We start from the raw sequence: 14147 nt of genomic DNA, 5'->3' as shown, positions 1-14147 counted from the left end.
GATAACAACACATGGTTCGCTTGATCTCTTACTTGGTCGGTCTCGCCTTCGTCGGCGTGCTCGCGATCGCGCTGTTCGGCACTGTGTCGAGCGCGATCTCCAACCCCGCGGCGGAGACCGCCGAGGAGGAATTCCACCTCCACCCGCACGACATCGGGCTGTCGTCGAACGGCTTCTTCGGCCGCTTCGACAATCGCCAGGTGCAGCGCGGCTTCCAGGTCTACAAGGAGGTCTGCGCGGCCTGCCACAGCCTGAAGTACGTGGCGTTCCGCGACCTGGCGGAGATCGGCTATTCCGAGGCCGAGGTGAAGGCGATCGCCAACCAGTGGGTGATCGAGCAGCCGACGATCAATCCGGAGACGGGTGAGGCCGCGACGCGCAAGAACGTGCCGAGCGATCGTTTCCCCTCGCCCTTCCCCAACGAGATCGCCGCGCGCGCCGCCAACAACAACGCGCTGCCGCCCGATCTGTCGCTGATGACCAAGGCGCGTCACGACGGCGTCAACTACGTCCACGCGCTGCTCACCGGCTATCGTCCGCAGCCCGCCGCGCTGGTGCGCGAGTTCCCCGGCGCCAAGACGCCGGCGGGGCTGCACTACAACCCCTATTTCGCCAACCTCAACATCGCCATGCCACCGCCGCTGACGTCGAACGGGCAGGTCGCCTATGCCGACGGCACCAACGCCACCATCGACCAGATGGCTCGCGACGTGTCCGCCTTCCTGACCTGGACCGCCGAACCCAAGCTCGGCGCCCGTCACGCCGCCGGCATCGCCACCCTGGTCTTTCTCCTGATCTTCACCTTCCTGTGCTGGGGCGCCTACCAGAACGTCTGGCGTGACGTGAAACATTGATCGGCTGCCCTGTCGGGTATCGCTGATAGACGAAGGGCGGGGCTGCGGCTCCGCCCTTTTCGCGTCGGGTCGAGGCCGATCCCCGCACGTATGCGTCGGCCCGACATGTCGATGCGGCGCTTCCCGAGACCCGCGTGGGAACCGGCGACGAACTGCCCTCGTTGAGCGATTACTGGCGGCGCGTTCTCGCCGCGAGCCTCATTGTACGGGAGGTTCCTTCATGGTCACGCAGCAACTGCTCAAACGCCTCGGTCTCGCCAGCCTGCTTGTCGGCTTCGGCCTCTCCACGGCCGCTTGTACCGACGGCTACGGCTATTCCGGCGTCGGGGTCGGTGTCGCCGGCGGCTACGCGGATCCTTATTACGGCGGCTACGGCAACGGCCTCTACGGCGATCCCTATTATGCCGGCGGCCTGAGCTATGGTGGCGTGGGCAGCTATTACGGCTGGTACAACAACTTCTACTATCCGGGGACCGGCGCCTACGTGTACGACCGCTACCGCCGTCCGCACCGGTGGAACGCCGGTCAGCGCCGCTATTGGGAAGGGCGCCGAGGCGGTATCCGGAACGACCAGGTCCGCGACAACTGGGCTGATTTCCGCCGCGATTACCGCAACGAGCGGCGCGACTATCGTGGCGACCTGCGCGACAACCGGCGGGCGTTTCGCGACGGCACGATCAATCGCGACCAGTTCCGCCAAGGCCGTCAAGAAGCGCGCCGAGAGTTTCGCCGCGACGTGCGCGAGGACTACCGCCAGACCAGGCAAGAGAATCGGGCGATCAGCGGCAATACCGGCACGGGTGGCCCACGTGCCGGTGGATGGCGTGGCGGGGGACCGCGTGCGGGAGGCGTCCGTGGTGGCGGTCTGCGCGGTGGTGCCCGTCCGAATGTTCCTTGATTAGACGGGGCGGGTTCGAATCAGGCCGTTCGACACGAAGCTCAGCACGGCGACGTCATCCTGGTTGAACACGGTCATCCGGTTGCGGGTGATCCCCATTTCCGGGCGGCTGGCGGAGCGGCGCTTCTCCAGCACCTCGGTCTCGCAACGTAGCGTGTCGCCAGGGTAGACCGGCTTCAGCCAGCGCAGCTCGTCGATCCCCGGCGAACCCAGACTGGCTTGATCGGTCCCTTTGAGATGTTCGACCAGCATCGCCATGGTCATTGCGCAGCTATGCCAGCCGCTCGCCGACAAGCGGCCGAAATGCGTCTCCGCCGCCTCGTCGGACAGGTGGAAGGGTTGGGGATCATATTTCTCGGCAAAGGCGATCACCTCGGCGCGGGTGACCACGTAATGGCCGAACGACGCGCGCGCGCCGACCTGCACGTCCTCGAACCACATCGTCATCGCAGTACCTTTCGGAAAGGGGCGTCACTACCGTCGAGCCGTGGGTTCGCGGGAAGTCCGATCAAGTCGCGCAGCAGCGGCGCAACGTCGACGTTGTCGAACGCTGGTAGCCGCTTGCCCTCGGCGAAGGCGGGCCCGTGCGCGATGAACAACGCGCGCATCTCGGGCGCCTGGTTGTCATAGCCGTGATTGCCACCGGCGAACGGCTCGGTCGGTGCGGTCTTGAGGATCGACCAGCCGGTTTCCGCCAAGCATAGCCAGGCCGGCACGCGAGGGTTGCTGCCGTAGCGGAAACGGGCGGGGATGCGATCCTTGCGCCAGCACTGCATGTGCGGGTGCCGGGCCGAGAGTGCACGCTCGACCGCGGCCTCGTGGCCCGGGACCGGCATGATACCGGCATAGGGGCCAGTCTCGCCGATCGTCGCGTCGCCGGGCGCGAGGATGCGGTCGAGCAGCACCGTGCGCGTGCTGGAGGTCGCCGCCATGCCGTGGTCGGCGACGATCACCAGGTTGGCGCGGAGGCCGAGTTCCGCCAGCCCCGTAATCAGCCGACCGATGGATCGGTCGACGTCCGCCACCGCCGCCGTGACGCCGGGCGAGTCCGGACCGTCCTGGTGCCCCGCGGTGTCGACCGTGTCGAAATAGAGCGTCACGAGCCGTGGTCGGGTGGCCGCCGGTCGTCGCAGCCAGTCGATGACCGCGTCGACGCGCTGGTCGCCGGTCACCGCTTGGTTGAACTGCTGCCAATCCTTCGGCCGGGTGCCGCCGGCCACCCGATGGTGACCGCCCTCCTCGCGTACGCTCCCCCAGGCGACGGTGGACCCAGGCCAGAACATGGTCGCGGTGCGGATGCCGGCCTTCTCCGCCGTCACCCAGATCGGCTCGGCCGCGTTCCACCACCAGGGATCGTCGGTCGCCATGGTGAAGGAGGGATGGGTGGCGGTGGGGTCGTCGATGTTGTTGGCGACGATGCCGTGATGGTCGGGGACCAGGCCGGTGACCAGGGTCCAATGATTGGGGAAGGTCTTGGAGGGAAAGGACGGACGCATCGAGGCGGTCACACCGTCACGGGCCAGCCGCGACAGATGGGGCGTGACGCCGCGATCGAGATAGTCGGGGCGGAATCCATCGATGGAGATCAGGATGGTCACCGGCGCCTCAGCAGCGACCGGATCGGCCACGGCGACCGGCGGGGCGGGCCGCGTGACCGGTGCGAGCGCGGGCGGCGTATAGGGGTAGGCGGTGCATCCGCCGAGCGCGAGCGCGGCGGCGAGAGGGGCGAACAGGCTCTTCATCGGCGGGTCCCCGACCGGTCAGGAGAGCTTCCCCTAACCGGTCGGTCGGGCCCGCGCTACAGCCCCAGTGCCAGCTTGGCGAACAGCGTCCAGCTGACCGGATAGCGGCCGTAGGCGGGCGCCAGCGCGCGCGGCTTGTCGTAAGCGGCGACCGTGCCGCCGAGCGCGAGGCCGAGCGGGCCGACCAGCGGCAGTCGGTACGCGTAACCCGCCTCCGCCTTGGTGACGCGGAACGGCCGGTCGTGCAGCGGCGAATCATGATCGGGGAAGAGTTCGTCGTTGCGGACGTTCTCGACCCGGCCGAACACCGCGTGGCGGCGGGTGATCTCCCACGTCACCTCGCCCAGCAATGCGGGCAGCTTCTCGCCGGGCGACCGGTCCTTGAGGCTGTAGGCGAGTGTGGCCGCGACGCCGGCCCTGGCATATTGGACGCTGACGGTGGTGCGATGCTCGTTCTCGTCGGGGTGTTGTTCCTCCGGCGTCTTGAGGAAGCCGTGGCTCGCCTGCACCGCGACGAAGGGCGAGGGCGTCCAAGTGCCGCGCACGCTCCACGAATCGAGCCGCGGACGCTCGATGTTCCAGCGATGCTCGTCCGGCTCGCGGCCCTTGAACGCCGACGCCTCCAACTGGAAGAGCGGCGCCGAGTAGCCGGCGGTGACGACGCCGTAGGTGATGTGCGTCGAATCGAACCAGTGATGGGTGATCGGCGACAGCGGCAAGTAGCGGGCCGAGCCGCGGTGCATGAACGCCGAGGGGCCCAGCGCCGGTTCGCCGACCGGGCCGCCGTAGAGGAACAGCGTCGCGTCGCCGTCCAGCCGGTAATCGATCTTGGCGGCGAGCTCCATGAACAGGTCGTGCGGATGTTGCCGGTCGACCAGCGGGCGGCCGTTCGCGACCTCGCCGGTGGCGAACAGGTTGGTGTAGCCGCGCGGGCCCATCAGCGGCTCGAGCGAGCCCATCGCGCGCAGCTGCAGGTGCAGCCGATCGCCCAGGTCGCGGTCGCCCATCACCATCGCCATCGACTGGACGAACGCTTCGTTACGGCCCCGCGGCCCCCCCTGCGCGGTGGCGACCCCCCAGGCATAGCCATGCGCCATCACCATCCACTCGCCCGCATGGGTCATGTAGCCCCGCATCGGGCCCTCGGCGGCGGGCAGCCGCGCGGTGCCCGACCCCTGCTGCCACCAACCGCCGCTGGTGCCCATCGCCATGCCAGCCATCGCGGTGCCGACCGGTGCCCGGGCGAGGGCCGCGTCGGAGGCGGCGCGGTAGGTGGCGGGGGCGGTGAACCCCATGTCATGGGCCATGCTGCCATGGGCCATGCCGTCATGTTGGGGCGGTGCGTGGCCAGCGGGTGGCATGATGTGGCCCGCATGGTCATCGGATGGCGTAGGCAGAAGAGCGGGTGTCGGCGTCGATTCGGATGCGGGCGATTGGGCCATAGGCATAGCCTGGCCCGAGTGATGCTCGTGCTGCGCCGCCGCCGACACGGGCAGCAGCGCCGCCGCGGCGGTCGCCGCGAGCAGGATGGTCTTCATGGTGGAACTCCGGGAAAATCGCGTGATCGCGGCGGACGATCGTCCGCCGGCGGTGTCACGCGTGTCGCGGAGGGCGCAGGGTGGGCGCGACGATGCCGCCCAGGTCGAGCCGAATCACGCGGCTGGCGGGCCGGCGATCGGGGGGCAAGATGCGCGGGGCCACCCTGGCGCCGAGCCAGTCGGCGAGCGGCACGCAGCCGACGCAGACATGGTCCGGCGCCTGCTGCTCCGGCGCAGGGTGGTCCGCCATGCCGGCCATCGCGCCGTCGTGGCACGCCGGCACCGCCGCGGCGGCGGGCACCGCGAAGGAGGCGAGCAGCAGCGCGAGGAGCAGGCGGACCAGCATGGTCCCGCGAAATAGGCCGCCGCGCCCCGTCGGGCAAGCGGCGGCCGATCGCTCAGGCGGCGGCGAGCGGCGTGCCGGCCGACCGGCAGACATAGGTGGCGAGTTCCTGGCGCAGCGGCAATCCGGCGATCGGGCGGAGCGGGCCGTCATATGCCTGCTCGGTCTCCGCCAGCGCGCGGTTAGGCGCAACGCCGAGGACGTGGAACAGCCGCCGCGCGCAATCCACTTCCGTCCGGGCATAGGCGACGCGGCCGGCATGTTCCTGGCGGATGATGGCGATCGTCGTGCCGCCCACCGCCGTCCGGTCGCGCAGCAGATAGTAGCGCGAGCTTGCATCCGATGGCGTCGGGATCAGGCGCCCCTGCACCGTGAACCGCTGGGGTGCTGGGGCGGCGACGTCTGTTTCGCCCAGATTGCGCAGCGACACGCCATTGCCTTCCAGTGCTGCCGCGTCGTCCGTCGCCGGGCCGCCGCACGCGGCCAGCGCCGCGGCCGCGAGCAGCGGCAGCATCCTCGTCCATCCGTTCATCAAATCAATCTCCCGGTCGATCCGCCCCGGGACGACGCACCGCCGGCGCGGGCCGACACGATCAGCCGGCGGCGATCACGTCGACCAGCGCGGGCAGTTCCGCCAGCGAGGCGAGCGTACGATAGCGCGGATGATCGTCCGGCGCACGGCCGCGTTCGTGCGCCCATCCGCCGTCCTGCGGGATAAAGACGCCCCAGGCGCCGGCGGCGAGCGCGGGCAGCACGTCCGACCGCATCGAATCGCCGGCCATCAGCGCGGCCTCGGGCGCGACGCCGTGTCGGTCGAACAGGCGGCGGAACACGCCCTCGTCCTTCTCGCTGACGATCTCGACCCCCGCGAAGTGCGCGCCCAGGCCGGAGGCGGCGAGCTTGCCTTCCTGGTGGAGGAGGTCGCCCTTGGTGACGAGAACCAGCCGCGCGCGCCGGGCGAGCGCGGCCAGCGTGTCGGCGATGCCGTCGAACAGTTCCACCGGGTGCGATAGCAGCGTGCGGCCCGCCGCCAGGATGTCGCGCACCACTGCGGCGGGCAGGTCGTCGTCGCCCAGTTCCACCGCGGTCTCGATCATCGACAGGGTGAAGCTCTTTGCGCCGTAGCCGTAGAGCGCGAGGTTGCGCACCTCGCAGCGCTCCAGCGTCTCGGTCGCGATGCCGGCATCGACGAAGGGCGCGACGATGCCGGCGAAGGCGGCCTGCGCCTCTCCGAAGAAGCGCATGTTGTGCCACAAGGTGTCGTCGGCATCGAGGCAGATCAGGTCGATCGGCATGGGTGTTTCCTCGGCGTCGTCGTGTCGAGCCGGTTCCGGCATTTGAAGCCTCGAAGCACGACGCTCTTGGCTGGATGCCGGGACGGGCCCCGCATGACGGCGGCTCACACGTTGAAGCGGAACAGCATCACGTCGCCGTCGTGGACGACATATTCCTTGCCCTCCTGGCGCAGCTTGCCCGCGTCGCGGGCACCGGTCTCGCCGCCGAGCGCGACATAGTCGTCGAAGGCGATCGTCTCGGCGCGGATGAAGCCGCGTTCGAAGTCGGTGTGGATCTCGCCGGCGGCCTGCGGCGCCTTGGCGCCGGCGTGGACGGTCCAGGCGCGCGCTTCCTTCGGCCCGACGGTGAAGAAGGTGAGCAGGCGGAGCAGCTTGTAGCCGGCGCGGATCACGCGGGCGAGGCCGGTCTCGTCTAGCCCGAGTTCGGACAGGAACTCGCCGCGATCCTCCGCGGGCATGGTCGCGATCTCCGCCTCGATCGCGGCGGAGACGACGACCGCCTCGGCACCCTCGGCCGCCGCCTTCTCGAACACGCGGGCCGAGTGCGCGTTGCCGGCGGCGGCGCTGCCCTCCTCCACGTTGCAGACGTAGAGCACGGGCTTGGCGGTGATGAGCTGCGCCTGGGCGAAGACGCGGGCTTCCTCGGCGTCCTTCGGCTCGGTCAGCCGGGCAGGCTTGCCCTCGCGTAGGAGGTCCAGCGCCTGGCCGAGCACGGCGGCGCCGATCTTGGCTTCCTTGTCGCCCTGCTGCCCCTTCTTGACGAGTGCGGGGACGCGTTTCTCCAGGCTCTCCAGGTCGGAGAGCATCAGCTCGGTCTCGACCGTCTCGGCATCGGCGATGGGATCGACCTTGCCCTCGACGTGCGTCACGTCGCCGTCCTCGAAGCAGCGCAGCACGTGGACGATGGCGTCGACTTCACGGATGTTACCGAGGAACTGGTTGCCGAGGCCCTCGCCCTTGGACGCGCCGCGGACCAGGCCGGCGATGTCGACGAAGGCGAGCTGCGTCTCGATCACCTTGGCCGACCTGGCGATGCCGGCTAGCGTCTGGAGGCGCGGATCGGGGACACCGACATTTCCGACGTTCGGCTCGATCGTGCAGAAGGGATAGTTGGCCGCCTGCGCCGCGGCGGTCTCGGTCAGCGCGTTGAAGAGGGTGGACTTGCCGACGTTCGGCAGGCCCACGATGCCGCAGCGGAAGCCCATGGTGATCGTGTCCGGATAAGGGGAAAGCGGCCAGATAGGCCGGGGCGCGCCGCGACGCCACCCCGGCGTCCGATCCGCGACGCGTCAGGCGTAGTTGAAGCTGACGCTGATCCGCTCGCCCGCCGGTCCCTTGGCGCCCGCGTTGGGCGTGACCTCGTGGCGGAGCCAGCTCTCCCACAGCAGCAGCGTGCCGGGCGCGGGCTGGACGGTCTCGAACGTGCGCAGGCCCTCGGGCGCGTCGGAGCGTCGGGGCGGGGCGGCCATCAGCATGGGCAGGCGCGGGTCCTCCAGCTTCAGGCCGCCCGCACCCGGCGGCACCGCGACGTAGACGGTGCCCGACACGACGCTGTGCGGGTGGAGATGCGCCGAGTGGTGGCCGCCCGATTTCAGCAGGTTGACCCACAGGCTGTCGAGCTTCAGCCGGCGGCGGCCGAGGTCGAAGGCGCACGCCTCCGCGAAGCGGGCGACGTGGCGGTCGAGCAGGCGGCGCAGGTCGTCGAACACGGGATCGCGGCGCGGCAGATCGTCGAGCGAGGCGTAGGAGGTGTAGCCGCGATAGCCGTGCTCGCGCGACCAGCGGCGACCGGCGGTGTCGTCCTCCGCCAGGGCGCGCACCGAATGGTCGAGTTCGGCGACCAGCGCGGGCGGGATCGCTTCCTCGTAGAGGAGGGTGGGGAAGAGCTGGCGAACCGTCATGCGTTCGCCAGAGGGCTGCGGCGGCAGCTTGTCAATCGCGCGTGAGGACGAGCAGGGAGCGTCAGCCCTTGGCGGCCACCGCGCGGACCATCGCGGCGACCAGCGGTGCGGCCTCGACCGGGGCGATCAGCGCGGCGGCGGCGGCGCGGGCGGCGGCGATCCGGTCGGCGCGCACCAGTCGCCACAGGCCGAGCAACACCGCCTCCGTCTCCTCCACGGTGGCGTGGCAGGGACGCTGAAAAACCAGTGTGTCGGTCGACCCGCGATCGAGCGCGCGCATCGCCGCGTCGAACGGCTCCTCGGCGGCGCAGGCGGGCGCGGGGGCAGTGCCGGCCAGCGTCAGCGCGTGCACCCACGCCCTCGTCCGGTCGAGCAGCCCGCGTTCGAAGACGGGGAGGTCGGCGACGGGGCGATCGAGAAGGTCGTACATGGGGTCACGCACTCGCTAATGAGAATGCCTCTCACTACGCGATCACAGCTGATGGGTCAACTCGGTTGGTGGCGCGGAAGCGCCGTTTCGTCGTGGGCAAGCGTCGGTCGCGGTCGGTCGCTGTTCAGGCGAGGCTGACGGCCGCCGATGCCCTGCGGCGGCGCATGGCGGTGCCGATGCCGGCGAAGCCGAGGAGCATCAGCGACCAGGTGGCGGGTTCGGGCACTGCGGCAGTCATCGGCGTTGGCGATATGTGGACGGTCGAGATGAAGAGCGAGGCGCTGCTCGTCAGCGCGATGTCGAGGGGGCCGTCGCCCGAGAAGCCGATGAAGCCGAACCGGTTGAACGAGATTTGGCCTTTTTCGCCGTTGACGGTGTAGGCGATGGTCACATCGCCATGGCTGTGAAAGGCGGACACGTTCAGTCCCACGCTGGACCCGGCCACCGTGATGCCGGTGGGCGTCGGCTTCTCCTCGAACAGGATATCCTGCAAGCAGGCAGAGTAGAGCGGATCACCGGGCAAGATGTAGGCGTCGGCGCAAGCGGCGGCCGCTCCCGCGTCCGTCAAGGTGTTCGACATCAGGCAGGTTCCTGGCTGCAACTCGCACGGGTGCAGGCGCAGCTTGAACGGGCTGGTGATCGTCGCCGCCCCGATGGTCGTGCTGTAGGCGTCGTCGGGCCCGACCGTCAGAACCGCATCGGCGAGGTTGGTGAACTTCGGCACGCCCGGATGAGCGGCCGTGAATTGATCCTCGCCCGTATAGACGATCGTCGCCGTCTGTCCCGGCGACGCCATCGTTGCCGCCGCCATGGCGGCCAACATGCCGAATATTATCCTGCGCATTATGTTCCATTCCCCCTCGCGGCCGATGGGCTCGGCCATGCACCCAATCGGCGGACTCATCGTTAACGAAGAGTTAATCCAACGAGCGCGTGCTGTAATCAGGCCATTCGTCCAGCGTGGCAGGCATTTTGTCCGAAAGTCTCCATTCGGCACGACGAGGACGCGTGACGAGCGGCGTTCTGGACAAAATGCCTGCTCCCCCGGACACAATCCCTCATGCCTGCGCGATGGGGGCGCTATGCAGGGCGGCGATGGAGCCGCCCAAGACAAATCGGTACCGACCCTGGCGGGCGAAGCGTTCGAGGCGGCGGAGGTCGACAGCATCAAGGCGCCGCCGGGCGTCGAGGATTATCTGGAAAATGCCTTTCTCTACCGCCGCATCCCGCCCGTCAGTTTCAACGGCGAGCCGGTGGACACGACGATGCGGTGGTTTGCGGGCTCCAGTGCGGCGTTCCTCCACGCGATCTCGCGCAATCCCGGCATGACCGGGCGGCGCAAGGAGGATGACGACGCGGACAGCATGGACGGGCTGCTCGCCTGTTTGGTCACCCACGGCCGGATGGAGGTGGAGACCGACGGCAAGCTGCTGTGCCTGCAAGAGGGTGACGCGTTCACGCTCGACACCGCGGTGCCGCACATCATGCGCAACTATCCCGGGCACGTGGTGGCGATCTTCGTGCCGCGGTCGGCGGTGGCGGCGGCGGTGGACGCTGCGCGCCTGGAGGGGGTGGCGGGACGCGTGTTCACGGGCAGCGAGCTGGCCGACCTGTTCGCGCTCCAGGTCCGCTACATGGTTGACGCGTTGGGCGAGGTGTCGGCGCGAGCGTTCGACGTCGCGCTGACGAACACCGCCGACGTGGCGCTGGCGATGATCCGGCAGAGCGAGCCCAACGCGGCGGACGCCAAGTCCAATCTCGTCGCCCGCGTGAAGACGCTGATCGACGCGGCGGGCACCAATCCCGAGTTGAACACGGGCAAGATCGCGTCGATGCTGAACGTATCGCGCAGCGGCCTCTACGAGGCGTTTGCGAGCCAAGGGCTGACGGTGGCGGCGTATCTGCGCGATCACCGGCTGCGCCAGTTCCTGCAATCGCTGCGCGGCACGCCCGACGCCTCGATCCAAGAGCTCGCCTTGAAGGCCGGGTTCGGCGGCGATGCGTCGGACTTCACCAAGCTGTTCCGGCGAGTCTACGGCATCTCGCCGTCGGATATTGCACCACGATCCTGAACGGGATGGCCGCAACGCCGGACTGAGTGTCGGTAGGGCCCGAGGCATCAAGCTCCTGATACGACGACGCCGGCCGCGACCTGGCGTCGCGACCGGCGTCATGGCGTCCGATTAAGGAGGGTGGCTTAGGCGGCTACCGCCTCGAAATGGCCGCACCAGTCGTTCGCCTCGACCTTGGGCCAGACGCCGGCGGTGTCGCCGCTGGGCTGGCTGATCGGCGGGTTGTAGCGGCACAGGCCGAGATCGGCCGACTGCTCGCTGTCGAAAAACTTGCACTTGGCGCAAGCGGCGGTGCCGGCGGTGGTGAGAGCCATGATTGCCTCCATCTGTTCGAGTTGTTGTTCGCTGAAACGGCCATTACGTCCGAGAAGTTCCCGAAACAACAATAAACAACAGTTGCAATACACTCTCACTCAAGCTGCAATTCAGTCGCAATCAAGTATTCAGTAGTTGCGATCAACTATCATTGTCGATCTATACTTGTTGCGACCGACTATCAGTCGCGTAGGTTAGGCCAGCCGTAGCGCCACGTCGTTCATGAAACGGACGTCGTCGCCGGCGGCGAGCAGCGTCGCCTCGGCCGCGACGGCGCCGAGCATGTCGGCGAGCGGGTCGAGTTCGGCCTTGGCGTAGTTGCCGAGGACGTAGCCGGTGACGCGGTCCTTGTGGCCGGGATGGCCGATGCCCAAGCGGACGCGGCGATAGTCGGGGCCGAGATGCTGGTCGGTCGAGCGCAGGCCATTGTGCCCGGCCGCGCCGCCGCCGGTCTTCACCTTGACTTTGAAGGGGGCAAGGTCGAGCTCGTCGTGGAAGACGGTGAGCGCGTCGGGGCCGAGCTTGTAGAAGCGAAGCGCCTCGCCGATCGCGCGGCCGCTGTCGTTCATGAAGGTGGCGGGTTTGAGGAGGAGGACCTTGGCGGTGCCGATCCGGCCCTCCTGCGTCCATCCCTGAAACTGCTTCCTGACCGGGCCGAAGCCGTGGACGTCCGCGATCGTGTCGACGGCCATGAAGCCGACATTGTGGCGCTGCATCGCATGGTTCGCGCCCGGATTGCCGAGGCCTACCCAGAGTTGCATTGCTGATTTCTCCGAACAGTCGTCATGCCGAGCTTGTCCCGGCATCCAGGATTACGAACGACGGCGCTGCTTGGCCCTGGATGCCGGGACGAGCCCGCCACGGGGGAAGCGGAGCGCCAACGAAAAGGGGCAGGGGGCGTCGCCGCCACCTGCCCCTGGTCGCATCGCCGGAAGGCGGATCAGCCCTCGGCGGTGTTCTCGTCGCCTTCGGCGGCGTCATCGGCCGACTCGGCGGCCTGCGTCTCGGCGATCTCGGCATCAGCGGCCTCGTCGGTCGCGGTCGGGACGGTCGGCGGCACGATCGTGGCGATCGCGAAGTCGCGATCGGTGATCGCCGGCTCGGCGCCCTTGGGCAGCGTCACGTCGGAGATGTGGATCGAGGCACCGACTTCCAGGCCCTTCAACGAGATGGTGATCTCGCTCGGGATCTCGGCGGCGTCGACGACCAGCTCGACCTCGTGACGGGTGATGTTGAGCACGCCGCCCTGCTTGATGCCGCGGCACTCGTCCTCGTCCGTGAAGACGACGGGTACGGCGACGGTCACCGTCGAGTGCTCGCCGATGCGCAGGAAGTCGACGTGGAGCGGCTGGTCGGTCACCGGGTGGAAGGCGACGTCCTTGGGCAGCGTCCGCTGGCCGGCGACCATCACCACCGAGTTCATGAAGTGGCCGGTGCCGAGCGCCTTGTTGAGCGCCTTCAGCTCGAGGTGGATCGCGGTCGGCTCCTGGCCGGCGCCGTAGATCACGGCGGGGACGCGGCCGTCACGACGCAGTGCCCGGGAGGCTCCCTTGCCAACCCGGTCGCGCGTCTCGGCCGCGAGCGTCACGGTGTCGCTCATGTTGATTCTCCGAAACTTGGTTCTTTCCGCAGCCGCGCCTCCAGGGATGGTGACGGCCGGAAGCGGGCGCGCGTAGCGGATGGGGGGTGGAAATGCAACGCTTCGTCATGCCGGGCTCGTCCCGGCATCCAGGATTCAGGCGTGATGCTGCTTGGCTCTGGATGCCGCGTCGAGCCCGGCATGACGGATGATGTCAGTATTTTACCCGCTGCGTCTTCACGCCGAGCTTCCTGAGCTGCACCTGCACCGACTCGGGGCCCGCCAGGTGCCCGGCCCCGACCGCCACGAACACCGTGCCCGGCTTCTCCAGTCGCGTCTTGATCCATTCGGCCCAGCGCTGGTTGCGCTCGGTGAGGAGGACCTTCGCCACCTCCGGCGTGTCCTTCAGGCTGTCGTTCATCTCGCGCGCCAGGCCTTTGGGATTTCCCCTGGCCCAATCGGCGACCATCTCGCCCATCTGCGTGCCGACCGTGGGCAGTTCGTCCACCGTGCTCTCCAGGAACTTCATCTGCGCCGCATCGGACAGCTTGGCGAAATAGCCGAGCTGCTGTTCCGCCGTTTCCAGCCCGACGAGCGACTTGTTCGCCGCCTTGGCAGCGGCGGTCAGCACCTGCTCGGGGCCATTCTCCGACGCATAGCCCATCTTGGTGACCGGGCCGATCGACAGCCGCGTCGCCGCCAGCCAGGGGCGATAACGGTCGAGCGCGTCGGCGGGCAGGCCCAGATCGGTGACGGCGGCGGTGAAGGCGGCGCGCTTGGCGACGGGCAGCCGCTCGGTCAGCGGCGGAGTGCCGGCGGGCGCGACGCCGAGCGAGGTGACCAAGCCCGTCATCGCGGCGGGATCGGGCATCACCAGCTCCAGCGCCACGGTATCCGACCGATCGAAGGCGGTCTTCACCGCCTCGTCGAACCAGGTCATGCCGGGTTTGAGCACATGGATGGTGCCGAACAGGTAGATCGTCGTGTCGGCGTCCTTCACCACCCACAAGGCCGGGTCCGCGTCGGTGGCGGCCGCGGGTGCTTCCTGCGCGCAGGCGGGCAGCGGCAGCGCCAGGAGCGCGAGCGGGGCGGCGAGCAGGCGGCGGGCGTGACGGGGGAGGCTCTTCATCGCGGGCGCAGATAGGGCAGGGGGCGCCCCCTTGCTAGAGCGGCGGCCTTT

General features: G+C 68.7%; 17 protein-coding genes. 3 read left to right on the top strand and 14 right to left on the bottom strand.

From position 1 onward, the window contains the following. Positions 1-11: 11 nt before the first annotated feature. Positions 12-854, top strand: a complete 843-nt coding sequence (locus BM145_RS13970) for a cytochrome c1 (RefSeq protein ID WP_093334270.1) — start codon at positions 12-14, stop codon at positions 852-854. A gap of 220 nt (positions 855-1074) precedes the next feature. After that, on the top strand, positions 1075-1752 hold the full coding sequence (locus BM145_RS13965; RefSeq protein ID WP_093334269.1) for a hypothetical protein: 678 nt from the start codon (positions 1075-1077) through the stop codon (positions 1750-1752). Here BM145_RS13965 and BM145_RS13960 read toward each other — a convergent pair whose 3' ends face one another. From BM145_RS13960 to BM145_RS13915, 10 genes are all read right to left on the bottom strand, one after another. Further along, a complete protein-coding gene (locus BM145_RS13960; RefSeq protein ID WP_177200221.1) occupies positions 1753-2199 on the bottom strand; it encodes a MaoC family dehydratase in 447 nt (148 codons plus the stop codon). After that, entirely contained in the window at positions 2196-3494 is a 1299-nt protein-coding gene (locus BM145_RS13955) for an alkaline phosphatase family protein (RefSeq protein ID WP_093334267.1), read from the bottom strand. Before BM145_RS13955 ends, BM145_RS13960 begins: the two co-directional genes overlap by 4 nt. Before the next feature lie 56 nt (positions 3495-3550). Next, entirely contained in the window at positions 3551-5032 is a 1482-nt protein-coding gene (locus tag BM145_RS13950; RefSeq protein ID WP_093334266.1) for a hypothetical protein, read from the bottom strand. A gap of 55 nt (positions 5033-5087) precedes the next feature. Continuing rightward, positions 5088-5378 (bottom strand): hypothetical protein, encoded by a 291-nt coding sequence (locus BM145_RS13945; RefSeq protein ID WP_093334265.1) that lies wholly within the window; start codon positions 5376-5378, stop codon positions 5088-5090. Between the two features lie 52 nt (positions 5379-5430). After that, entirely contained in the window at positions 5431-5907 is a 477-nt protein-coding gene (locus BM145_RS13940) for a hypothetical protein (RefSeq protein ID WP_143090193.1), read from the bottom strand. A 61-nt stretch (positions 5908-5968) separates the two neighbouring features. After that, positions 5969-6670, bottom strand: a complete 702-nt coding sequence (locus BM145_RS13935) for an HAD family hydrolase (protein WP_093334263.1) — start codon at positions 6668-6670, stop codon at positions 5969-5971. A gap of 104 nt (positions 6671-6774) precedes the next feature. Further along, positions 6775-7875 (bottom strand): redox-regulated ATPase YchF, encoded by a 1101-nt coding sequence (gene ychF, locus BM145_RS13930; RefSeq protein ID WP_093334262.1) that lies wholly within the window; start codon positions 7873-7875, stop codon positions 6775-6777. 84 nt (positions 7876-7959) lie between these two features. Beyond that, on the bottom strand, positions 7960-8571 hold the full coding sequence (locus BM145_RS13925) for a TIGR02466 family protein (RefSeq protein ID WP_093334261.1): 612 nt from the start codon (positions 8569-8571) through the stop codon (positions 7960-7962). 61 nt (positions 8572-8632) lie between these two features. Further along, entirely contained in the window at positions 8633-9001 is a 369-nt protein-coding gene (locus BM145_RS13920; RefSeq protein ID WP_093334260.1) for a hypothetical protein, read from the bottom strand. A 124-nt stretch (positions 9002-9125) separates the two neighbouring features. Next, complete coding sequence (locus BM145_RS13915) at positions 9126-9884, bottom strand: PEPxxWA-CTERM sorting domain-containing protein (RefSeq protein ID WP_245739353.1); 759 nt, start codon at positions 9882-9884, stop codon at positions 9126-9128. Positions 9885-10083: 199 nt separating this feature from the next. Between BM145_RS13915 and BM145_RS13910 the strand changes: the two genes are divergently transcribed. Next, positions 10084-11073: an AraC family transcriptional regulator gene (locus BM145_RS13910; RefSeq protein WP_177200220.1), complete on the top strand. Its 990-nt coding sequence runs from the start codon at positions 10084-10086 to the stop codon at positions 11071-11073. Positions 11074-11198: 125 nt separating this feature from the next. Here BM145_RS13910 and BM145_RS13905 read toward each other — a convergent pair whose 3' ends face one another. The 4 genes from BM145_RS13905 to BM145_RS13890 all read right to left on the bottom strand — a co-directional run bounded on the left by BM145_RS13905 (position 11199) and on the right by BM145_RS13890 (position 14096). Continuing rightward, positions 11199-11387, bottom strand: a complete 189-nt coding sequence (locus BM145_RS13905) for a hypothetical protein (RefSeq protein WP_093334322.1) — start codon at positions 11385-11387, stop codon at positions 11199-11201. Between the two features lie 195 nt (positions 11388-11582). Next, positions 11583-12149: an aminoacyl-tRNA hydrolase gene (pth, locus tag BM145_RS13900; protein WP_093334258.1), complete on the bottom strand. Its 567-nt coding sequence runs from the start codon at positions 12147-12149 to the stop codon at positions 11583-11585. A 179-nt stretch (positions 12150-12328) separates the two neighbouring features. After that, on the bottom strand, positions 12329-12988 hold the full coding sequence (locus BM145_RS13895) for a 50S ribosomal protein L25/general stress protein Ctc (RefSeq protein WP_093334257.1): 660 nt from the start codon (positions 12986-12988) through the stop codon (positions 12329-12331). A 193-nt stretch (positions 12989-13181) separates the two neighbouring features. Continuing rightward, positions 13182-14096, bottom strand: a complete 915-nt coding sequence (locus BM145_RS13890; protein WP_093334256.1) for a TraB/GumN family protein — start codon at positions 14094-14096, stop codon at positions 13182-13184. Positions 14097-14147: the final 51 nt, after the last annotated feature.

It is taken from the genome of Sphingomonas rubra (genome assembly GCF_900115745.1).
Lineage (GTDB): Bacteria > Pseudomonadota > Alphaproteobacteria > Sphingomonadales > Sphingomonadaceae > Sphingomonas > Sphingomonas rubra.
Note: the sequence above shows the minus strand (reverse complement) of the source record. Positions and strands in the feature narration are given on the sequence as shown.

Coding starts and splice junctions, on each gene's coding strand:
- BM145_RS13970 (WP_093334270.1), top strand. CDS start 12: ATGGTTCGCTTGATCTCTTACTTGGTCGGTCTCGCCTTCGTCGGCGTG.
- BM145_RS13965 (WP_093334269.1), top strand. CDS start 1,075: ATGGTCACGCAGCAACTGCTCAAACGCCTCGGTCTCGCCAGCCTGCTT.
- BM145_RS13960 (WP_177200221.1), bottom strand. CDS start 2,199: ATGACGATGTGGTTCGAGGACGTGCAGGTCGGCGCGCGCGCGTCGTTC.
- BM145_RS13955 (WP_093334267.1), bottom strand. CDS start 3,494: ATGAAGAGCCTGTTCGCCCCTCTCGCCGCCGCGCTCGCGCTCGGCGGA.
- BM145_RS13950 (WP_093334266.1), bottom strand. CDS start 5,032: ATGAAGACCATCCTGCTCGCGGCGACCGCCGCGGCGGCGCTGCTGCCC.
- BM145_RS13945 (WP_093334265.1), bottom strand. CDS start 5,378: ATGCTGGTCCGCCTGCTCCTCGCGCTGCTGCTCGCCTCCTTCGCGGTG.
- BM145_RS13940 (WP_143090193.1), bottom strand. CDS start 5,907: ATGAACGGATGGACGAGGATGCTGCCGCTGCTCGCGGCCGCGGCGCTG.
- BM145_RS13935 (WP_093334263.1), bottom strand. CDS start 6,670: ATGCCGATCGACCTGATCTGCCTCGATGCCGACGACACCTTGTGGCAC.
- ychF (WP_093334262.1), bottom strand. CDS start 7,875: ATGGGCTTCCGCTGCGGCATCGTGGGCCTGCCGAACGTCGGCAAGTCC.
- BM145_RS13925 (WP_093334261.1), bottom strand. CDS start 8,571: ATGACGGTTCGCCAGCTCTTCCCCACCCTCCTCTACGAGGAAGCGATC.
- BM145_RS13920 (WP_093334260.1), bottom strand. CDS start 9,001: ATGTACGACCTTCTCGATCGCCCCGTCGCCGACCTCCCCGTCTTCGAA.
- BM145_RS13915 (WP_245739353.1), bottom strand. CDS start 9,884: ATGGCCGAGCCCATCGGCCGCGAGGGGGAATGGAACATAATGCGCAGG.
- BM145_RS13910 (WP_177200220.1), top strand. CDS start 10,084: ATGCAGGGCGGCGATGGAGCCGCCCAAGACAAATCGGTACCGACCCTG.
- BM145_RS13905 (WP_093334322.1), bottom strand. CDS start 11,387: ATGGCTCTCACCACCGCCGGCACCGCCGCTTGCGCCAAGTGCAAGTTT.
- pth (WP_093334258.1), bottom strand. CDS start 12,149: ATGCAACTCTGGGTAGGCCTCGGCAATCCGGGCGCGAACCATGCGATG.
- BM145_RS13895 (WP_093334257.1), bottom strand. CDS start 12,988: ATGAGCGACACCGTGACGCTCGCGGCCGAGACGCGCGACCGGGTTGGC.
- BM145_RS13890 (WP_093334256.1), bottom strand. CDS start 14,096: ATGAAGAGCCTCCCCCGTCACGCCCGCCGCCTGCTCGCCGCCCCGCTC.